Raw genomic sequence first — 14,869 nt, 5'->3', positions numbered from 1 at the left:
CGATCTCGTTCCCGGCGCGTCGCGAGACTCTTTGCGATATGCCGCAGAGCTGGGCTCCGCCGCCTTCCGGTTCAGCAAAGAATCGGCCCCGGGTGAACAGCGCATCACTGGGTGCTGCGCTGCTTCCGGGGCACGAGCAGGTGAGCTTTCCGGTCCGCCTTAATAGCGCCAGCGCTGTGGCGGGCGGCGGGCGGGCCGCGACATCAGGAGCGCCAGCGCGAAGCCGATGCCGCCGGCAACCAGCAGCGCGCCGAGCGGATTGTCCTGCACCTTCTGCGCGATAGCCTTCGAGCCGTCGCGGAAGGTATCGCCGCTGTTCTCGTAAGCGTCCTTGGCGTAGCTCGCCGCGGTGTCCGTGGCATCACGCACGGCATCCTTGGCCTGGCCGTAGAGATTCTGCACCGTGCCCGCGGCTTCCCGCGCCTTGCCCGACGCCTGTGTCTTCGCATCGCCTGCCATGTCTCCGACCGCGCCTTCGGCGCGCCCGGCGAATTCCTTGGCCGACCCAACAATCCGATCCGTGTCCATGATGATCCTCCTCGATGGTCAGCCGGGGTAACCGATCAGAAGCAGCCCAGTTCCACGTCGTTACGAAAGTGTAGGAGGCGTGCCCGGATAGAGCGAAAGCGCAGGCGGGGAACGGTCCTGCGCGAGGCGAGAGGCCGAGATCGATGGCTCTCACGCATTCCGCGCCATCAGCCCACCGTCGACCGGTATCACCGCGCCGGTGAGGAAGGACGCGGCCGGCAGGCACAGGTTCAGCGTCATATGCGCGACTTCCTCGGGATCGCCGTAACGGCCGAGCGCGGTGCGGCGCTTGGCGTAGATGGTCTTGTGCTCCTCCGAGATGCGGTCAGTGATCGCCGTGCGGATCGGGCCTGGACAAATGCAGTTGACCGTGATGCCCTCGCGGCCAAGCTCCACGGCGAGCGAGCGCGTGAGGCTCGCGACGCCGCCCTTCGCTGCCGAATACGGGCTGTGCAGCGCGGTGGCCCCGAGAGCCTCGGTCGAGGCAATGTTGACGATGCGCGGGCTTTTCGACTTGCGCAAGTGGGGCAGTGCAGCGCGGATGATGCGCGGATGCGCCGTCAGCATGACGGCAATGCTCCTGGCCCAGGCGTCCTCATAGGCCTCGTCGTCGATCGCGACACGCACGGAAATGCCGGCATTGTTGACGATGATATCGAGTGCGCCGAAATGCGCGGCGATATCGCCGACCACCTTCTTGATCTCGCCGCCGTCGGCGACATCGAGCTTCCACGCCCTGGCAGACGCACCGCTCGCCGCGATTTCCCTGGCGAGCGCATGCGCGCCTTGCTCGTCGTAATCGGTGACGGCGACGTTCGCGCCCTCGGCGGCGAACACGCGCGCGGTTGCGCGCCCCATGCCGCTGGCTGCGCCGGTGACGAGTACGGTCAGGCCCTTCACAGACCGGCTGAGTTCTTTGAAGTCGGACATGGGTCTCCTCGCGAGGTGCTTGTTCTTGTTATGATTGACAAGGCTGGCATCGATCCGCAGACAGGTCAAACAAGCAAGACAAAAGGGGAGGCCACGATGGCAAACGAGCTCGATTTCTCAGGCAAGCAGGTGCTGGTCATCGGCGGTTCCAGCGGCATCGGCAACGGCATCGCGCAGGCCTTTCGCGCGAGGGGCGCGCAGGTCGCGGTCTGCGGGACGCGCGCTCGCGCAACGGAATATTCTGCGGAGGAGGGCTCCGATCTCACGGGCCTTGCCTATGACCAGCTCGACGTCAGCAATGCCGGCGCGATCGAGACGTTCAGGCCGCCCTTCGATAAGCTCGATGTGCTCGTGCTCGCGCAGGGCGCGGTGCTCTATCGCCGCGGCGAGTTCGAGATGGCCGGCTTTCGCAAGGTGGTCGAGGTCAACCTGATGAGCCTGATGGCCTGCGCCACTCGTTTCCATTCCATGTTGCGGGATTCCAAGGGTTCGCTGATCATCGTGTCCTCGACCGCGGCCTATCATTCCACCATGGGCAATCCCGCCTACAACGCCTCCAAGACCGGTGCGGTCGGATTGACGCGGACGTTGGGCGAAGCCTGGGCCGAAGACGGCATCCGCGTCAACGGCATCGCCCCGGGGCTCGTCGACACCAAGATGACGAAGGTGACGACCGACAATCCGAAGCGGCTCGAAGGTGCGCTCGCGCGCATCCCGCTGCGGCGATTGGGCACGCCGGCCGACATGGCGGGCGCGGCACTGTTTCTGGCTTCGCCGCTGTCATCCTACATCATCGGCCAGACGCTGGTCGTCGATGGCGGGCTCATCTTGTAACGTGCCGGCCTTGTAGCGGGGATTGCGCGTCGCATCAGCCCGGTTGCGGCGCCGCGCTCACCGCGCCAGCCATTGCGCGACGTCCTTCTGCGAAGCTGCGCGCGCCTTGGCATCCATGCCGAGATGACCGCGCTCGGGCGCGGCGGCATCGCTGCTGCCGGCGTGAAGCGGCATGCTGGCGCGGTCGAAATCGTGATCGGCGCCGGGATAGACCACGATGCGCGCGAGGGCGCTGCGGCCGCGCGCGCCATCCACCATCTGACGGCAGGCCGGCGGCGGCGACACGTCGTCTGCGGCCCCGATCAGCACAAGCGTCGGCACCCGCGTGCTCCATCCCAAACCCGCCGAGATCCGGCAATCCGGATAGAACGCAACCGCGGCGCGGAAATCCGGACTGAGATCGCGCGCCGCGCTCTGCGGACGCACGGCCCAGAGCAGCGCGTTTGCCCCGTTCGCCCATCCGATCAGGCTGACGCGGTCGCGCGCCACCCAGCTCTGCTTCATCAGCCAGGCACGTGAGGCTGCGATGTCGGTGACGCGGTCGCGCCGCGCCTTGACGTGCATTTCCTTGACGCGACATTGCGGCCCGAGCTCGCGCGAGCCGTAACTGTCGGGCAGCAGCACGGCATTGCCGACCTTGAGCAGACGCTCGGCCCACGCCCGGTAGCGCGGCAACACGGGATCGGAGTGGCCGCCGAGGCCGCCGCAACCATGCAGCGCGATCACGGTCGGAAACGGCCCTGCGCCCTCGGGCTTGTAAAGCTGCGCATGGAGAATCCCGGACGCAATCGGAATGTCCACCGGCTGCGGTGCCGGCGCGGCCCACGCGGCCGACATCAGCAGCGCCAGGAACATGGCGGCCGGCGGCAGGCGCCGCGGACCCTGACGAAGCAGGCCCCGGAACCGGCCCCCCTTCACCCGAGGTATTATCAAGCGGAAACGATGGCAAGACATCATGAACCGGCGGATTTGACGGGCGGACAATCCACCCTATCTATGCTACATCCCGTCAACATCGTGCCCCTCCAAGGCCTTACGTGGAGAGAGGCCTTCCGCGGAGACTTTCGACCGTGCTGAACAAGTTCGGCCCCTCGGGCCATGGCGAAGCGCAGGTGCAGTATCTCGACGGCGATTTCCGCGTGATCTCGCCGGGGACGTTCGTGCGCTGCGCGATCACCGGGACGCGAATCCCGCTCGACGAGCTGAAGTACTGGAGCGTTGATTTGCAGGAGGCCTACGCTACGCCCGCCGCGGTGCTGCAGCGGCACTTTCCCGGGGCGCAGAAACAGTCGTGATGTCGTAGATTGGGCAAAGGCGCAACGCGCCATGCCCGCTCTCACGCGAAGACCAACACGAACAAGGGGGGCACGCTTCGCTTTGCCCGCTGTATGAGATCGAGGCCCCGGCATCGTTCAATTTCATCGAATCCTTCGGTCGTATGGAATCCATAGGATCGCTGCGATGAATGTGGTCTGAATGGCGAACGATGGATGGCGAGCCAAGCCGTCCGAAATCAGGGCCTCGAGAACCTTCGTTCGCGCGCCTTGTAGAGATGATCGCTGATCAATCTCCGGAGCGCGGCCGGATCATCGAAGTCGAGCCGGACGGCGAATGGCACGATGTCATCGGGCACTCCCGCGCCGCCGCGCAAGCGCGCCAGATCCTTCTCCGTCGTGACAAGTGTGAGCTGCTCGCGCCGCGCCTCCGCCGCGAGCGCAGCGAGCTCGTCGATCGAGAACATGTGGTGGTCGGCGAATGCGCGCGTATGGGCGACATCGATGCCGCTGGCGCGAAGGGTGCGGAAGAAGCGATCGGGATCGCCGATGCCGGCGAAGGCGAAGACCCGCTTGCCGATCAGCTGCGCGAGCGAAGTCGCATCGGGCTTCAGGCGGGCGCGCAGCTCGGGCTTGTTGCGCTTCGCAACCTCCGCGGCGACCTCGTTGGCGGCATTGCCGCCGCCGATCAGCACCAGCGCATCGGTGCGCGAAAGCTGGGCCTTCAGCGGCGCACGCAAGGGACCGGCGGGAAACACCTCGCCGTTACCGAGGCCGCGCTCGCTATCGATCACGATCAGCGAGACGTCCTTGAGCAGGCGCGGGTTCTGAAAACCGTCGTCCATCAGGATCACGGTGGCGCCTCGCGATTTCGCCAGCGCGACGCCATCGAGACGATCGCGCGCCACGACAACCGCGACGTCGCGCGCCATCATCAGGGGCTCGTCGCCGACCTCGGCCGCGGTATGTCGTGCACCATCGACCATCACCGGGCCCTCCAGGCGCCCGCCATAGCCGCGGCTGAGCACCACGGGCGTCTCGCCGAGCTCGCGAAGCAGCTTCGTCAGCGCAAGCACCGTCGGCGTCTTGCCGGCGCCTCCGACATGGTAGTTGCCGACGCAGATCACGGGAATGCCGGCGTCCACGCCTTGGCGCAGCATGCGCCATGCGGTGATGGCACCGTAGAGCGCGCCCAGGGGACGGAGGACAAGCGATAGCGGGGAACGTGGCCGGTACCAAAAGGCCGGCTCACGCATTGGCCGCCCCCATCTCGATCCGCAATTGCAGGAGATACGGCTCAAGCGCGATCATGGTGCGATCGAGCGCACCGCCGAGCTGCTCGACCACGTTGCCACCTGCGCGCTGCACCTTTTCGCGCACCGTCGGCTCGCCCAGCAGCAGGCCAAGCTGCTTGACCAGGGCCTCCTGCGTGTCGGCCTGCCGCGCCCCGCCACTGCTGTCGAGCGCTTCATATACGTCGCTGAAGTTGAAGACGTGCGGACCATGCACGACCGCGGCGCCAAGCTTGATCGCCTCGATCGGATTCTGGCCGCCATGGCGGACCAGCGATCCGCCCATGAACACGACTCCCGAGAGTCGATAGAACAGGCCGAGCTCGCCCATCGTGTCGGCAACATAGATGTCGGTCGTGGCCGTCGGCAGCTCCTCGCGCGATCGCAGGCTGGGCTTCAGGCCCGAGGCCGTGATCAGGCCTGCAATCGAGGAGCCGCGGTCCGGATGCCGCGGCACGATCACGGTGAGAAGTTGCGGGAAGAAACCGGAGAGGCTGCGATGCGCGGCGACCAGCATCTCGTCCTCGCCCGGATGGGTCGAGGCAGCGACGATGATCGGCCGCCCGCGCGTCATCGCCGCCAAGCGTTCGAGCTTGGCGGGATCGGCCGGGGGCGCCGGCACATCGAGCTTCAGATTGCCCGTGGTGACGACGTCGCGGCCGCCGAGCGCGGCAAAGCGCTCGGCATCGGTCTTCGACTGCGCAAGGCAAATGTCGAACCGCGACAGCAGTGCCGAGATGGTGCCGTGCATGCGCCGCCAGCGTGGGAAGGATCGCGGCGACATCCGTCCGTTGATCAGCACCATAGGCACCCGGCGCGCCGCGCCCGCGAGGATCAGGTTCGGCCACAGGTCGGATTCGATGAACAGCGCCAGGGAGGGTTTCCAGTGGTCGAGGAAACGCGCGACATAGCGCGGCGAATCGTACGGCACGTATTGATGGATGACGTCGGGCGGAAAGCGCTTTGCCACCACCGCCGCCGAGGTGACCGTGCCCGAGGTGAGCAGGATGCGCAGATTGAGATCGCGCAGTCGCTCGATCAGCGCCGCCGCGGCCAGAACCTCGCCGACGCTCGCGCCGTGGATCCAGACCAGCGGACCATGCGGCCGCACGTCCCGGGAAAGCCCCCGCCGTTCGCCGACGCGCGCGGGATCCTCCTTGCCCTGCTTCAGCCGCCGCTTGATCAGCGCAGGCGCGAGCGGGACCAGGCCGGTTGCCAGGCGCCGATACATCCGCAGCGTCATCGGCAGCGCAATGGGAAGCGACTTAGGCATCTTCCGGTCCCGGGCGGCCGAGCTGCGCGTAGGCGCGCCGGGTCGCCTCGTTCAGCGTGTCCTCCAGCTCCTGCCGCAACGCTTCCATCGTGGCGGCATCGGCATCCGGTGGAACATGGATTTCCTTGATGCCGACCAATGCGCCCCGCCCGAACGGCAAATTGATGGTGGTGCGATCCCAGTTCTTCAGCCGGACGAAGCGGCTGGTCGCCATCGCGAAAGGCATGATCGGCCGCCCCGATTCCCTTGCCAGCATAATAATGCCGAGCCCCGCCACGCGCGAGCGCTTGGGGACATCGGCGGTCAGCGCGACATTACAACCGGCCTGAAGCGTCCGCACCATTTCCTTGAAGGCGCCCACACCACCCTTGCGATGGAACGCCCCGCCATGGTCGCCGGAGCCGCGGATGGTGCCGATGCCGAGCCGTTCGGCGGCGATCGCATTGAACTCGCCGTCGCGATGGCGGGAGATCAGGACCTTGGCCCGATAGGAGGCCTTGTCCTGGTTCTTGATGAAGGGCGTGAGGAAATGCTGGCCGTGCCAGAACGCGAAAATGGCGGGGAGCTGCGGCTCGACGCGTCCATAGACATCAGCCGGATCGATCGTGAACTTGTTGGTCCGCCAGACCAGACGCAGATACTCGGCCGCCAGGACCCCGACGGCACGCTGAAACCAGCTGCTTCGCAGCGTATTGCGAAGCAGTTTTTTCAACGCGCCGGTTCTTGATTCGGGTCGAGCAGCCGATGCAGGTGGACGATGAAGTAGCGCATCTGCGCGTTGTCGACCGTGCTCTGCGCCTTGGCGCGCCAGGCCGCATGGGCGGCGGCATAGTTCGGATAGAGGCCGACGATATCGACGTCATCCAGATTCTTGAAGGTGTTGTGCTCGAGATCGACGAGCTCGCCGCCGATGACGAGATGAAGCAATTGTTGCGGGGCGCTATCTGGCATGGCTTCTGTTCCTAACGGGCTGCCCGGCAAAGCAGTGTTCGACAAGCACGACGGAAGCGCTTCAGGCCAAGGGACGGTTGCGAAAATGCGCGACAATGCCCGCATGACGATCGCGTCCCGCTGCCACCAGCACCCCGTGCGCCACTTCCCGGCGGTTATAGAGGATGGGTTCTCCGGAGAGGTCGCTCATTCTACCATCCGCTTCCTGCACGATCAAATCGGCCGCCGCAAGGTCCCAATCATGGCTGTTGCCCCCCGCAAAGGCCGCATCCAGCGCGCCATGGGCGACCCGACACAGACGTAGCGCGAGCGAGCCGATTCGCCGATGCAGCTTGATGTCGCCGAGTGACGGCTTCAGCCGCTCGACCAGCGGCTTCGGGCCAGCGACGCGGGCGAAGTCGAGTTCGGATCCGGCCGTCGCGCTGACCGGCTCGTCGTTGAGCGTCGTGCCCTGGCCGCGCACTGCAAAGAAGAATTCGTCGCTGGCCGGTGCGAACACCGCGGCAAGCACCGGCGAGGCGTCCTCCACCAGCGCGACGCTGACGCACCATTCGTCATGGCCCCCCAGATAATTGCGCGTGCCGTCGATGGGATCGACGATCCATGTCAGCCGCCGCGACAGCCGCGCAGCGTCGTCAGCGCTCTCTTCGGACAGCCAGCCATAGTCGGGAGTGGCCGTGCGAAGGCGCGCTTCGAGCAGGTCGTTGACGGCGATGTCGGCCTCCGACACCGGCGAGGATGCGCCCTTGGTCCACCTCCTCAGCTCGGTGCGGAACATCGAGTGCGCGAGCGCGCCCGCTTCCCTCACCGTGTCCTTCAGCAGCGCCGCATCGCGCGTCAGGATCTTCGGGTCCAGTACGTGCGCGTCAACGTCCGCCAAGCGTCAAACCCTCGATGCGCACCGTCGGCGCATTGATGCCGTACCGGAACTCGAGATTGTTCGCGGGCTGCATCGACTTGAAGATCTCGAACAAATGGCCGGCGATCGTCACCTCGCTGACGGGATAGGTGATCTCGCCGTTTTTGATCCAGAAGCCGGAGGCGCCCCGGCTGTAGTCGCCGGTGACGCCGTTGACGCCTGAACCGATCAGGTCGGTGACGTAGAAGCCCTGCTTGATGTCGGAGATCAGCTCGGCCGGCGTCGGCGTGCCAGGCTCGAGATGCAGATTGTACGGACCGGGCGAGGGCGAGGAGGAAACGCCGCGATGGGCGTGACCGGTGGTGGTGAGACCGAGTTCGCGTGCGGTGGCGCAATCGAGCAGCCAGGTCGTCAGCACGCCCTCGTCGACCAGCGCCGCCCTCTTCACTGCGACGCCTTCGGCATCGAAGGTCTGCGAGCGCAGGCCCCGCCGGCGCAGCGGATCATCGACGATGCGGATGTTCTTCGCGAACAACTGCTGGCCGAGCTTGTCCTTCAAGAAGCTCGTCTTGCGCGCGATCGAAGCGCCGTTGATGGCGCCGACCAGATGACCGACCAGCGAGCCTGCGACGCGCGGATCGAACACCACGGGCACCTTGCAGGTCTCGACCTTGCGCGGATTGTAGCGCGCCACGGTGCGCTCGCCGGCGGAACGGCCGACCACCTCCGGGGACAGCAGATCGGCGCCGTGCGGCGCCGAGGTGAAGTCGTAGTCGCGCTCCATGCTGGTGCCCTCGCCTGATATGGCGGTGGCCGAGATGCCCTGGCTGGAGCGCAGATAGGAGCCGTGGAAGCCGGTGGAGGTGACGAGCACCATGCCCCCGATGCCGGCGGATGCGGAAGCGCCGCCAGACTTGGTTACGCCCTTTACGCCGAGCGCCGCCGCTTCGGCCGCGAGCGCGCGACGCTCGAGCTCGGCGGTCGTGGGCAGATCGGGATCGAGCAGGTCGAGGTCAGGGAAGTCGCGCGCGAGCAGCGCGGGATCGGCGAGGCCGACATACTTGTCGTCGGGCGCGACACGCGCCATCGCGACCGCACGCTCGGCGAGCTTGGTCACGGCATCGCCGCTGACGTCGTTGGTGGAGACCACCGCCTGGCGCTGGCCGACCAGCACGCGCAGACCGACATCGTCACCCTCGGATCGCTCCGATTCCTCGACCCGGCCGTCGCGAACCTCGACGCCCTGCGAGACGCCCCGCACCGCGACCGCATCGGCCGCATCCGCACCGGCGCGCCTGGCCGCCTCGACCAGCCGCTGCGCGAGATCGGAAAGTGCGGACTGATCGAACAGGTCGCGATTGGCCTGCGACGTTTTTTGGGTCGAAGGCGTCGAGCTTGGTGAAGAGTTCACGAACGAAATCCTGTTGGGGCGGGGTTCGGGACCGGAACCCACAGATGTGCCCTGATCGCGTGGACTTCAAGCATTTTCAGCCCGCCAAAAGCTCAGATTCGCGACTTCGGCGCAACGTCTCGTCAATCATGCGCGCCAAGGTCTTGTCAATCATGAGTAGCAGTGACGGTAGGTTAACCAGCCTTTTTAAGCGGTTTCGGAAAGCGGCGCGATAAGGTCCTCGCATCGACCGGGAACATAATCCCGGCGGGGAGAACCAAGCCGTGAGGCGTCAAACAGCAACATGCGGGATCGCTCCCGCCGGGTCGAGCCGCTTCCTGCGGCTCGACCCTCTTTCCCTTCCGGTCCGCTTCGATGCGCATGATCCGCGCGCCGACGGATACACCAGGCAAATCGAGCTTCATCGCGAGCGTGTCGTGCTGCGCCGTGCCGTTCGCGGCATGCAGATGGCGATCAACGTGCGCGTCGCCGACTTCACCGGCGTCGCATTGCGTGGCAATGACGAAGCGCGGACGCTCGTGCTCGTGCATCGCGATCCCTCACTGTCCATCCCGCTGCTGGTCGGCGCCGATGCTGACGAGATCGCCGAGGCCTGGGCGATCTGGAGCGAGCTCTTCGCGCTGCCCCAGCTCGACGAAGGCGCTCGCAAGCCCGCAGCGCGCCGCCGCCGCGCCAACGCGATCCGCGCCCGGCGCCCGAAATTCTTGATGCGCCGGCGTGCCGGCATCGCCCGCGAGCTGTCCGTTCATCGCGGCGAGCGCGAGATCATCGCGCGGAATTGAGTTTGGTCTTGCAGGGTGGGTAGCCAAAGGCGTAACCCGCCTCTTCTGCTTCCGTCGATGGAAACAGTGGTGGATTGCGCTTGGCCAATCCGCCCTGCGCAATGCGCTACGCGGCCTGCATGACCGCATCCGCCAGCAATCCCGCGAACAGCAGCAGACCTGCATCGCGGTTCGACTTGAACAGGCGCAGGCACAGTTCGGGATCGTCGATCCTCAAGCGCATGATCTGCGATGCCAGATGTACGGCGAAGGCGGCAAGCCCGAGCCAGGCCGGCCAGCCTGCATCTCCAGAGGCCAGCGCGACACCGATCAGCATCACCGCGAGACCATAGAACAGGATCAGCGCCTGATGCGTATGCGCGCCGAAAAGGCGCGCGGTCGACTTGATGCCGATCAGCGAATCGTCCTCGGCGTCCTGATGTGCGTAGATCGTGTCGTAGCCGATTACCCAGGAAATGGCGCCGGCATAGAGCACGAGCGCGGTCAGGTCGATGCGTCCGAAGGTGACCGCGAACCCCATCAGGGCGCCCCAGGAAAAGGCGAGGCCAAGCACGATCTGCGGCCACCAGGTGATCCGCTTCATGAAGGGGTAGATCGCGACGATCAAAAGCGAGGCGATGCCGGTCAGAATCGCAAAGCGGTTGAACTGCAGCAACACCACGAGGCCGATCAGGGCTTGGGCGACCATGAAGACCAGCGCCTGTCTCGTGGTCACCTGCCCCGACGGCAGCGGTCGCGAGCGCGTGCGCTCGACCTTGTCGTCGAGATCGCGGTCGGTGATGTCGTTCCACGTGCAGCCCGCCCCGCGCATGACGAAGGCGCCGATGAAGAACAGCAAGATGGTGAGAGGCAGGTCGCGAACGTCGTGCGCCATGCCGGCGGCGAGCGCCGCCGACCACCAGCATGGCATCAAGAGAAGCCAGGAGCCGATCGGACGGTCGAAGCGGGACAAGCGCAGATAGGGCCGCGACCAGTGCGGCGCGATAGTATCGACCCAGTTGCCGGTGGAATCGGCAACGCGGGCGGATGAGTCGCTCATCGGGTCAGGACGTTTCCGTTGAGCGTATCGAAGGTGCTGCCGCCCTTCCTGCTGGCATTGGCTTCCGGCGCGGAGCCCGAGCCCAGCACCTCGCTCAGCGAGGGCCCGGCAGGACGCGCCTGTTGCTGCTGCATCTGCTGCGCAACGTTGCAGACCTTGGTCGCCATGGCCTCGGTGTTCTTGTGGCCGTCCTTCATCTGCGCGCCGATCTGCGGCGGGATTCCGCACTTCGCGGCGTTGGCCTCGATGTATTTGATCATCTTCACTTCAGCCTGGCTGAAGTTGCGGATCAGCTTGCAGGCCTCGTCGGGCGGTGCGCGGCGGTCGCTCGCAGCCTTGATCAGCTTGCCGCGCTTCTCGGCTTCCTCGCGCAGAGGAGCGAAGGCCTTCATGCAGTCATCGCCGGGACCAGCCTGCGTCGGCGGAGCCGCGCTGAAGGCGCCGGGGCCGCCGATTGGGGCGGCGCCGTTCACGGGAAAGGACGATTGCGGCGCCGCGCCGACTGAAGCGGTCGGTGCCGAACCGTTGACGGGGGGAAACGGGGAATTGGCGGCGGCCTGATTGGGCAGCGGCGCCGGGAACGCGCTTTGCGCATAAGCGCCGGAGGCCCCCACGGAGACCAGGGCAGCGATGATCGGAACCATCAGATGACGGATCATGAAGACAGTCTCTCCGGCAGGAGCTTACGGGACTCGGCGTCTTTCCAATTGAAGCGCAACCAGCGTGTTCGCGTTTTTACGATTCCCGCCGGGCCTTAACAACCCGTTGAATAGGGCAAGAGCGCGGCGCGGGGACGCATCAATTCGGCGATATTTACCCCCAGAAGCCCCGATTTCGGTTAAGAACGGCGCCAAGTCGGACCTTTGACGATGCCCTCCCACGATTTTCGCGCCCCCCGCCTGTTCGTCGACGCCCCCCTCGTGCAGGACGCCCGGGTGCCGCTCGACCGCGACCAGAGCAATTATCTGGGCAACGTGCTGCGGCTTGCCGCCGGAGCCGCGGTCCTGGCCTTCAACGGCCGCGACGGCGAATGGCAGGCCGCCATCGAGGGCCGCAAGCGGCCGGATGCCCTGGTGATCCTTCAGCAGACCCGGCCCCAGGACCGACTCGCCGACCTCACCTATGTCTTTGCCCCACTCAAGCATGCCCGACTGGACTACATGGTGCAGAAGGCCATCGAGATGGGGGCCGCCGCCCTGCGACCAGTCCTGACCCGGTTTACCCAGGCCTCCCGCGTCAATACCGAGCGCATGCGCGCCAATGTCGTCGAGGCCGCCGAGCAATGCGGGATCCTCAGCATCGCCGCCGTTGCCGAGCCGGTCCCGCTGGAGCGCTTCCTAAGCCAGCGCCCGGCGGGTCGCTTGCTGATCTTCTGCGATGAGGCGGCGGAGGTCCAAGATCCCGTTCAGAGCCTGCAAGGCGCCCGCGACGCCGCCGAAGGTATCGACGTGCTGATCGGCCCCGAAGGCGGCTTTGCCGAGGAAGAGCGGGCCCTGCTGCTGCGGCAGCCCAAGATCCTGCGGCTGGCGCTGGGCCCGCGGATCATGCGGGCCGACACCGCCGCAGTGGCCGCCCTGGCGCTGGTGCAGGCGGTGCTGGGCGATTGGCGCGGTGGTAGCGGCTAGATCGTTTCCCGCATCGCGCGGTGCAGGGTCTCGGACGGCAGTTCCCCGAAGGCTGCCCTGTAGCTCGCCGCAAACTCGCTCAGATGCCGGAAGCCATGTGCAATCGCGCAGGCCTTCACACTGCGCCGCGCCGGACCGCTGCGCAGTTGCTTGCGCACCGACCAGAGTCGCAGGATTCGGCTATAGCGGTGCGGGCTCATGCCGCAGATGGCCCGTGTCGCGCTCTGGAGAGTGCGAACGGACACGCCGACCTGGTTGGCGAGTTCGGTCGTCTTGTGCCAGACCGTCAGATCTTGCCGGATCAGCCTTTCCATCTCCCCGACGATCCGCCGATAGCCCTCCGTCGCGGACGACACAGGTCCGCCGCTTACGCCGGTGCAAAGCGCAGCTTCCATCGTGCCGAGCAGGGACTGCTCGACGGCCGTCAACGACATCGGCTGGTTCAGGAAGTCCGGGTCATGAGCCGCGATTTCCAGCGTGACAGAGATCAGACGGCGCAGCGAGACGAGTACTTCCGATGCCGGATTCACCAGATGATAGCCATCAGTCAGTTGCGCCCAGGGCTCGCGCTGGGGCGGAGCGAAATACACGACAGCCATCAGGCGGCCCTCAGGCTCATACACCACGCAATCAGAGGTACCCTTCAGAATGACGATAGAACTGCCCATCGGTTGGCCGTTGATGCGGGCCGAGGTCACGTTATCCATCGGCACGACGAAGGCGGCGGCACTGGTCAATTGATAGCCGCGAATGATCCGCGGAAAGGTTCTTACCAGAGACAGGGTCAGGCTCGGCAAGCTGAGCCGGGCCCGCATGATGGCCGTCGTCCCGACCGACAGCGGCATGCTGGACGCGCCGGCATATCTCTCGGTCTCGCCGAAATGGTCGATGTCATACGCCCTGAGCTCGAGGGACGACGAAGGCTTGAGTCCCTGGAAGGACATCAATAGGTCCGTGGCCAGATTTTGCGCTCCGTGGCGCGCAGTATCGAGATGGCCTTGATCCATGCCGTGCCGCTTACTTTGCCTTCTTTGCCGATGTGGCGCTCTTGGAGGCACGCAGATCATCCGGCCCGTTGATGCCGGCACGCTTGAGGTCGCGAAGCAGCTTCATCAGCAGCAGCATGTTGGTCTTCTGCAGTTCGTGGTTGTTTCCAAACCTGAATGCGTTCTGCTCGGTCACGATCAGCCCGGCTTTGGTCTCTTCAAGAATCTTCCGCCTCTTCAGGCCCGTCACGCGACGGCGAACCGTCTCGAGCGGAAGGCTGAGAAAGCGGGAGAGTGCCGCACGCGAGACCCCCTGCTTGATCACATCCGGCTCGACGGCATGAATGCTGGAGAATTTCTCGTCCAAGACGGGATCGTTCATTACATGGATGACATTCGCGTTCAGAACCGCATGAACGATAAGAAGATCCAGCGGATCAAACTCGTCGTAATGCCGGAACAACTCGCTCATCGAGAACAGCATATAGGCCAGCGTATGCCGCGAGACCGTCCGGATGATGTCTGAAGCATTGCGCATGAATCGGAACCAACATTGATGTTGTAAACGATGGCTATGGCGAACGGATCACCGGCCATACCCAAAATGAGTATGCGACGACTTGCCAGCGGTCTTCGATTTCTCATTGTGACGCTCGGCCTTGGGCGCAATCAGCCCTCGTTTGCCGACGCGTTCGCGAGGTGTGAATGCTGGATGTTCGGCGTCTCTGTCGAACCGATTGCCGCCATGACTTTGGTGCGCGAGCACGCATCCAAGCGTTTCGGCAGTGCGATCGGCCTCAAGGTGGCGATGAAAGAGATGGCTATGAACGAAGATGTTCTGTTGAGCGCGAGGCAGTTCGAGGCGCTGCGGCTCATCAAAACGTTTCTCCGACTCACAACCCCCCGCAGGAGGCAGAGGGTACTCGAACTCGCCGAGCACCTTGCGGAAGAAGCCGAATCCACCGCAACAGGGTCGGCGTTTGCCGCGACTGATGCATCATCCGCGGACCCGGCCAGAGACGTTCCCGTCCCGACCGAATGAAAAGCCGATCCTCTCTTCCGCCTCGCCTCGCAGCGAAACTCGA

Annotated in this window: 18 protein-coding genes; 5 read left to right on the top strand and 13 right to left on the bottom strand. The window is 65.4% G+C overall.

The annotated features are described in order from the left end of the window. Nucleotides 1–159: 159 nt before the first annotated feature. Both ASG57_RS22000 and ASG57_RS21995 read right to left on the bottom strand, forming a co-directional pair. Entirely contained in the window at nucleotides 160–528 is a 369-nt protein-coding gene (locus tag ASG57_RS22000) for a CsbD family protein (protein ID WP_024337541.1), read from the bottom strand. Between the two features lie 150 nt (nucleotides 529–678). Next, entirely contained in the window at nucleotides 679–1,458 is a 780-nt protein-coding gene (locus tag ASG57_RS21995; protein WP_057197435.1) for an SDR family NAD(P)-dependent oxidoreductase, read from the bottom strand. A gap of 96 nt (nucleotides 1,459–1,554) precedes the next feature. On the opposite strand from ASG57_RS21995, the gene ASG57_RS21990 reads away from it, so the two are divergent. Further along, nucleotides 1,555–2,292: an SDR family NAD(P)-dependent oxidoreductase gene (locus ASG57_RS21990; protein WP_057197498.1), complete on the top strand. Its 738-nt coding sequence runs from the start codon at nucleotides 1,555–1,557 to the stop codon at nucleotides 2,290–2,292. A gap of 57 nt (nucleotides 2,293–2,349) precedes the next feature. On the opposite strand, the gene ASG57_RS21985 is transcribed toward ASG57_RS21990, so the two are convergent. Next, nucleotides 2,350–3,147, bottom strand: a complete 798-nt coding sequence (locus tag ASG57_RS21985) for a dienelactone hydrolase family protein (RefSeq protein WP_057197496.1) — start codon at nucleotides 3,145–3,147, stop codon at nucleotides 2,350–2,352. A gap of 215 nt (nucleotides 3,148–3,362) precedes the next feature. Between ASG57_RS21985 and ASG57_RS21980 the strand changes: the two genes are divergently transcribed. Then, nucleotides 3,363–3,587 carry a DUF2093 domain-containing protein gene (locus ASG57_RS21980; protein WP_024337537.1) on the top strand — a complete coding sequence of 75 codons (225 nt, stop codon included), beginning with the start codon at nucleotides 3,363–3,365 and terminating at the stop codon, nucleotides 3,585–3,587. Nucleotides 3,588–3,805: 218 nt separating this feature from the next. Here the strand turns inward: ASG57_RS21980 and lpxK are convergent, their stop codons facing one another. The 6 genes from lpxK to ASG57_RS21950 form a co-directional block, all read right to left on the bottom strand. Next, a complete protein-coding gene (lpxK, locus tag ASG57_RS21975) occupies nucleotides 3,806–4,822 on the bottom strand; it encodes a tetraacyldisaccharide 4'-kinase (protein ID WP_024337536.1) in 1,017 nt (338 codons plus the stop codon). Further along, entirely contained in the window at nucleotides 4,815–6,131 is a 1,317-nt protein-coding gene (locus ASG57_RS21970) for a 3-deoxy-D-manno-octulosonic acid transferase (RefSeq protein WP_057197433.1), read from the bottom strand. The genes lpxK and ASG57_RS21970 overlap by 8 nt, the downstream gene beginning before the upstream one ends. Next, on the bottom strand, nucleotides 6,124–6,843 hold the full coding sequence (locus ASG57_RS21965) for a lysophospholipid acyltransferase family protein (protein ID WP_057197431.1): 720 nt from the start codon (nucleotides 6,841–6,843) through the stop codon (nucleotides 6,124–6,126). Before ASG57_RS21965 ends, ASG57_RS21970 begins: the two co-directional genes overlap by 8 nt. Then, the gene (locus ASG57_RS21960) at nucleotides 6,840–7,082 is read right to left on the bottom strand and encodes a DUF4170 domain-containing protein (protein ID WP_024337533.1); all 243 of its coding nucleotides are present in this window, start codon (nucleotides 7,080–7,082) and stop codon (nucleotides 6,840–6,842) included. The genes ASG57_RS21965 and ASG57_RS21960 overlap by 4 nt, the downstream gene beginning before the upstream one ends. A 61-nt stretch (nucleotides 7,083–7,143) precedes the next feature. Next, the gene (locus ASG57_RS21955; RefSeq protein WP_057197429.1) at nucleotides 7,144–7,962 is read right to left on the bottom strand and encodes a 3'(2'),5'-bisphosphate nucleotidase CysQ; all 819 of its coding nucleotides are present in this window, start codon (nucleotides 7,960–7,962) and stop codon (nucleotides 7,144–7,146) included. Then, complete coding sequence (locus ASG57_RS21950; RefSeq protein WP_057197427.1) at nucleotides 7,949–9,352, bottom strand: TldD/PmbA family protein; 1,404 nt, start codon at nucleotides 9,350–9,352, stop codon at nucleotides 7,949–7,951. Before ASG57_RS21950 ends, ASG57_RS21955 begins: the two co-directional genes overlap by 14 nt. Nucleotides 9,353–9,615: 263 nt before the next feature. On the opposite strand from ASG57_RS21950, the gene ASG57_RS21945 reads away from it, so the two are divergent. Further along, nucleotides 9,616–10,134, top strand: a complete 519-nt coding sequence (locus tag ASG57_RS21945; protein WP_024337530.1) for a DUF6101 family protein — start codon at nucleotides 9,616–9,618, stop codon at nucleotides 10,132–10,134. 106 nt (nucleotides 10,135–10,240) lie between these two features. Here the strand turns inward: ASG57_RS21945 and ubiA are convergent, their stop codons facing one another. Together ubiA and ASG57_RS21935 are read right to left on the bottom strand one after the other, a co-directional pair. After that, a complete protein-coding gene (ubiA, locus tag ASG57_RS21940) occupies nucleotides 10,241–11,173 on the bottom strand; it encodes a 4-hydroxybenzoate octaprenyltransferase (protein WP_057197425.1) in 933 nt (310 codons plus the stop codon). Continuing rightward, nucleotides 11,170–11,832: a hypothetical protein gene (locus tag ASG57_RS21935; protein WP_024337528.1), complete on the bottom strand. Its 663-nt coding sequence runs from the start codon at nucleotides 11,830–11,832 to the stop codon at nucleotides 11,170–11,172. Before ASG57_RS21935 ends, ubiA begins: the two co-directional genes overlap by 4 nt. Before the next feature lie 210 nt (nucleotides 11,833–12,042). Between ASG57_RS21935 and ASG57_RS21930 the strand changes: the two genes are divergently transcribed. Continuing rightward, nucleotides 12,043–12,798: a 16S rRNA (uracil(1498)-N(3))-methyltransferase gene (locus ASG57_RS21930; protein WP_057197424.1), complete on the top strand. Its 756-nt coding sequence runs from the start codon at nucleotides 12,043–12,045 to the stop codon at nucleotides 12,796–12,798. Here ASG57_RS21930 and ASG57_RS21925 read toward each other — a convergent pair. Both ASG57_RS21925 and ASG57_RS21920 read right to left on the bottom strand, forming a co-directional pair. Then, nucleotides 12,795–13,643 (bottom strand): helix-turn-helix domain-containing protein, encoded by an 849-nt coding sequence (locus tag ASG57_RS21925; RefSeq protein ID WP_230646526.1) that lies wholly within the window; start codon nucleotides 13,641–13,643, stop codon nucleotides 12,795–12,797. The genes ASG57_RS21930 and ASG57_RS21925 overlap by 4 nt on opposite strands. A 172-nt stretch (nucleotides 13,644–13,815) precedes the next feature. Then, nucleotides 13,816–14,268 (bottom strand): hypothetical protein, encoded by a 453-nt coding sequence (locus tag ASG57_RS21920; protein WP_230646527.1) that lies wholly within the window; start codon nucleotides 14,266–14,268, stop codon nucleotides 13,816–13,818. Nucleotides 14,269–14,394: 126 nt separating this feature from the next. Between ASG57_RS21920 and ASG57_RS39290 the strand changes: the two genes are divergently transcribed. Beyond that, entirely contained in the window at nucleotides 14,395–14,826 is a 432-nt protein-coding gene (locus ASG57_RS39290) for a hypothetical protein (RefSeq protein ID WP_230646528.1), read from the top strand. Nucleotides 14,827–14,869 lie beyond the last annotated feature (43 nt).

Origin of the sequence: Bradyrhizobium sp. Leaf396, from assembly GCF_001424605.1 — a bacterium.
GTDB classification, from domain to species: domain Bacteria; phylum Pseudomonadota; class Alphaproteobacteria; order Rhizobiales; family Xanthobacteraceae; genus Bradyrhizobium; species Bradyrhizobium japonicum_C.
Note: the sequence above shows the minus strand (reverse complement) of the source record. Positions and strands in the feature narration are given on the sequence as shown.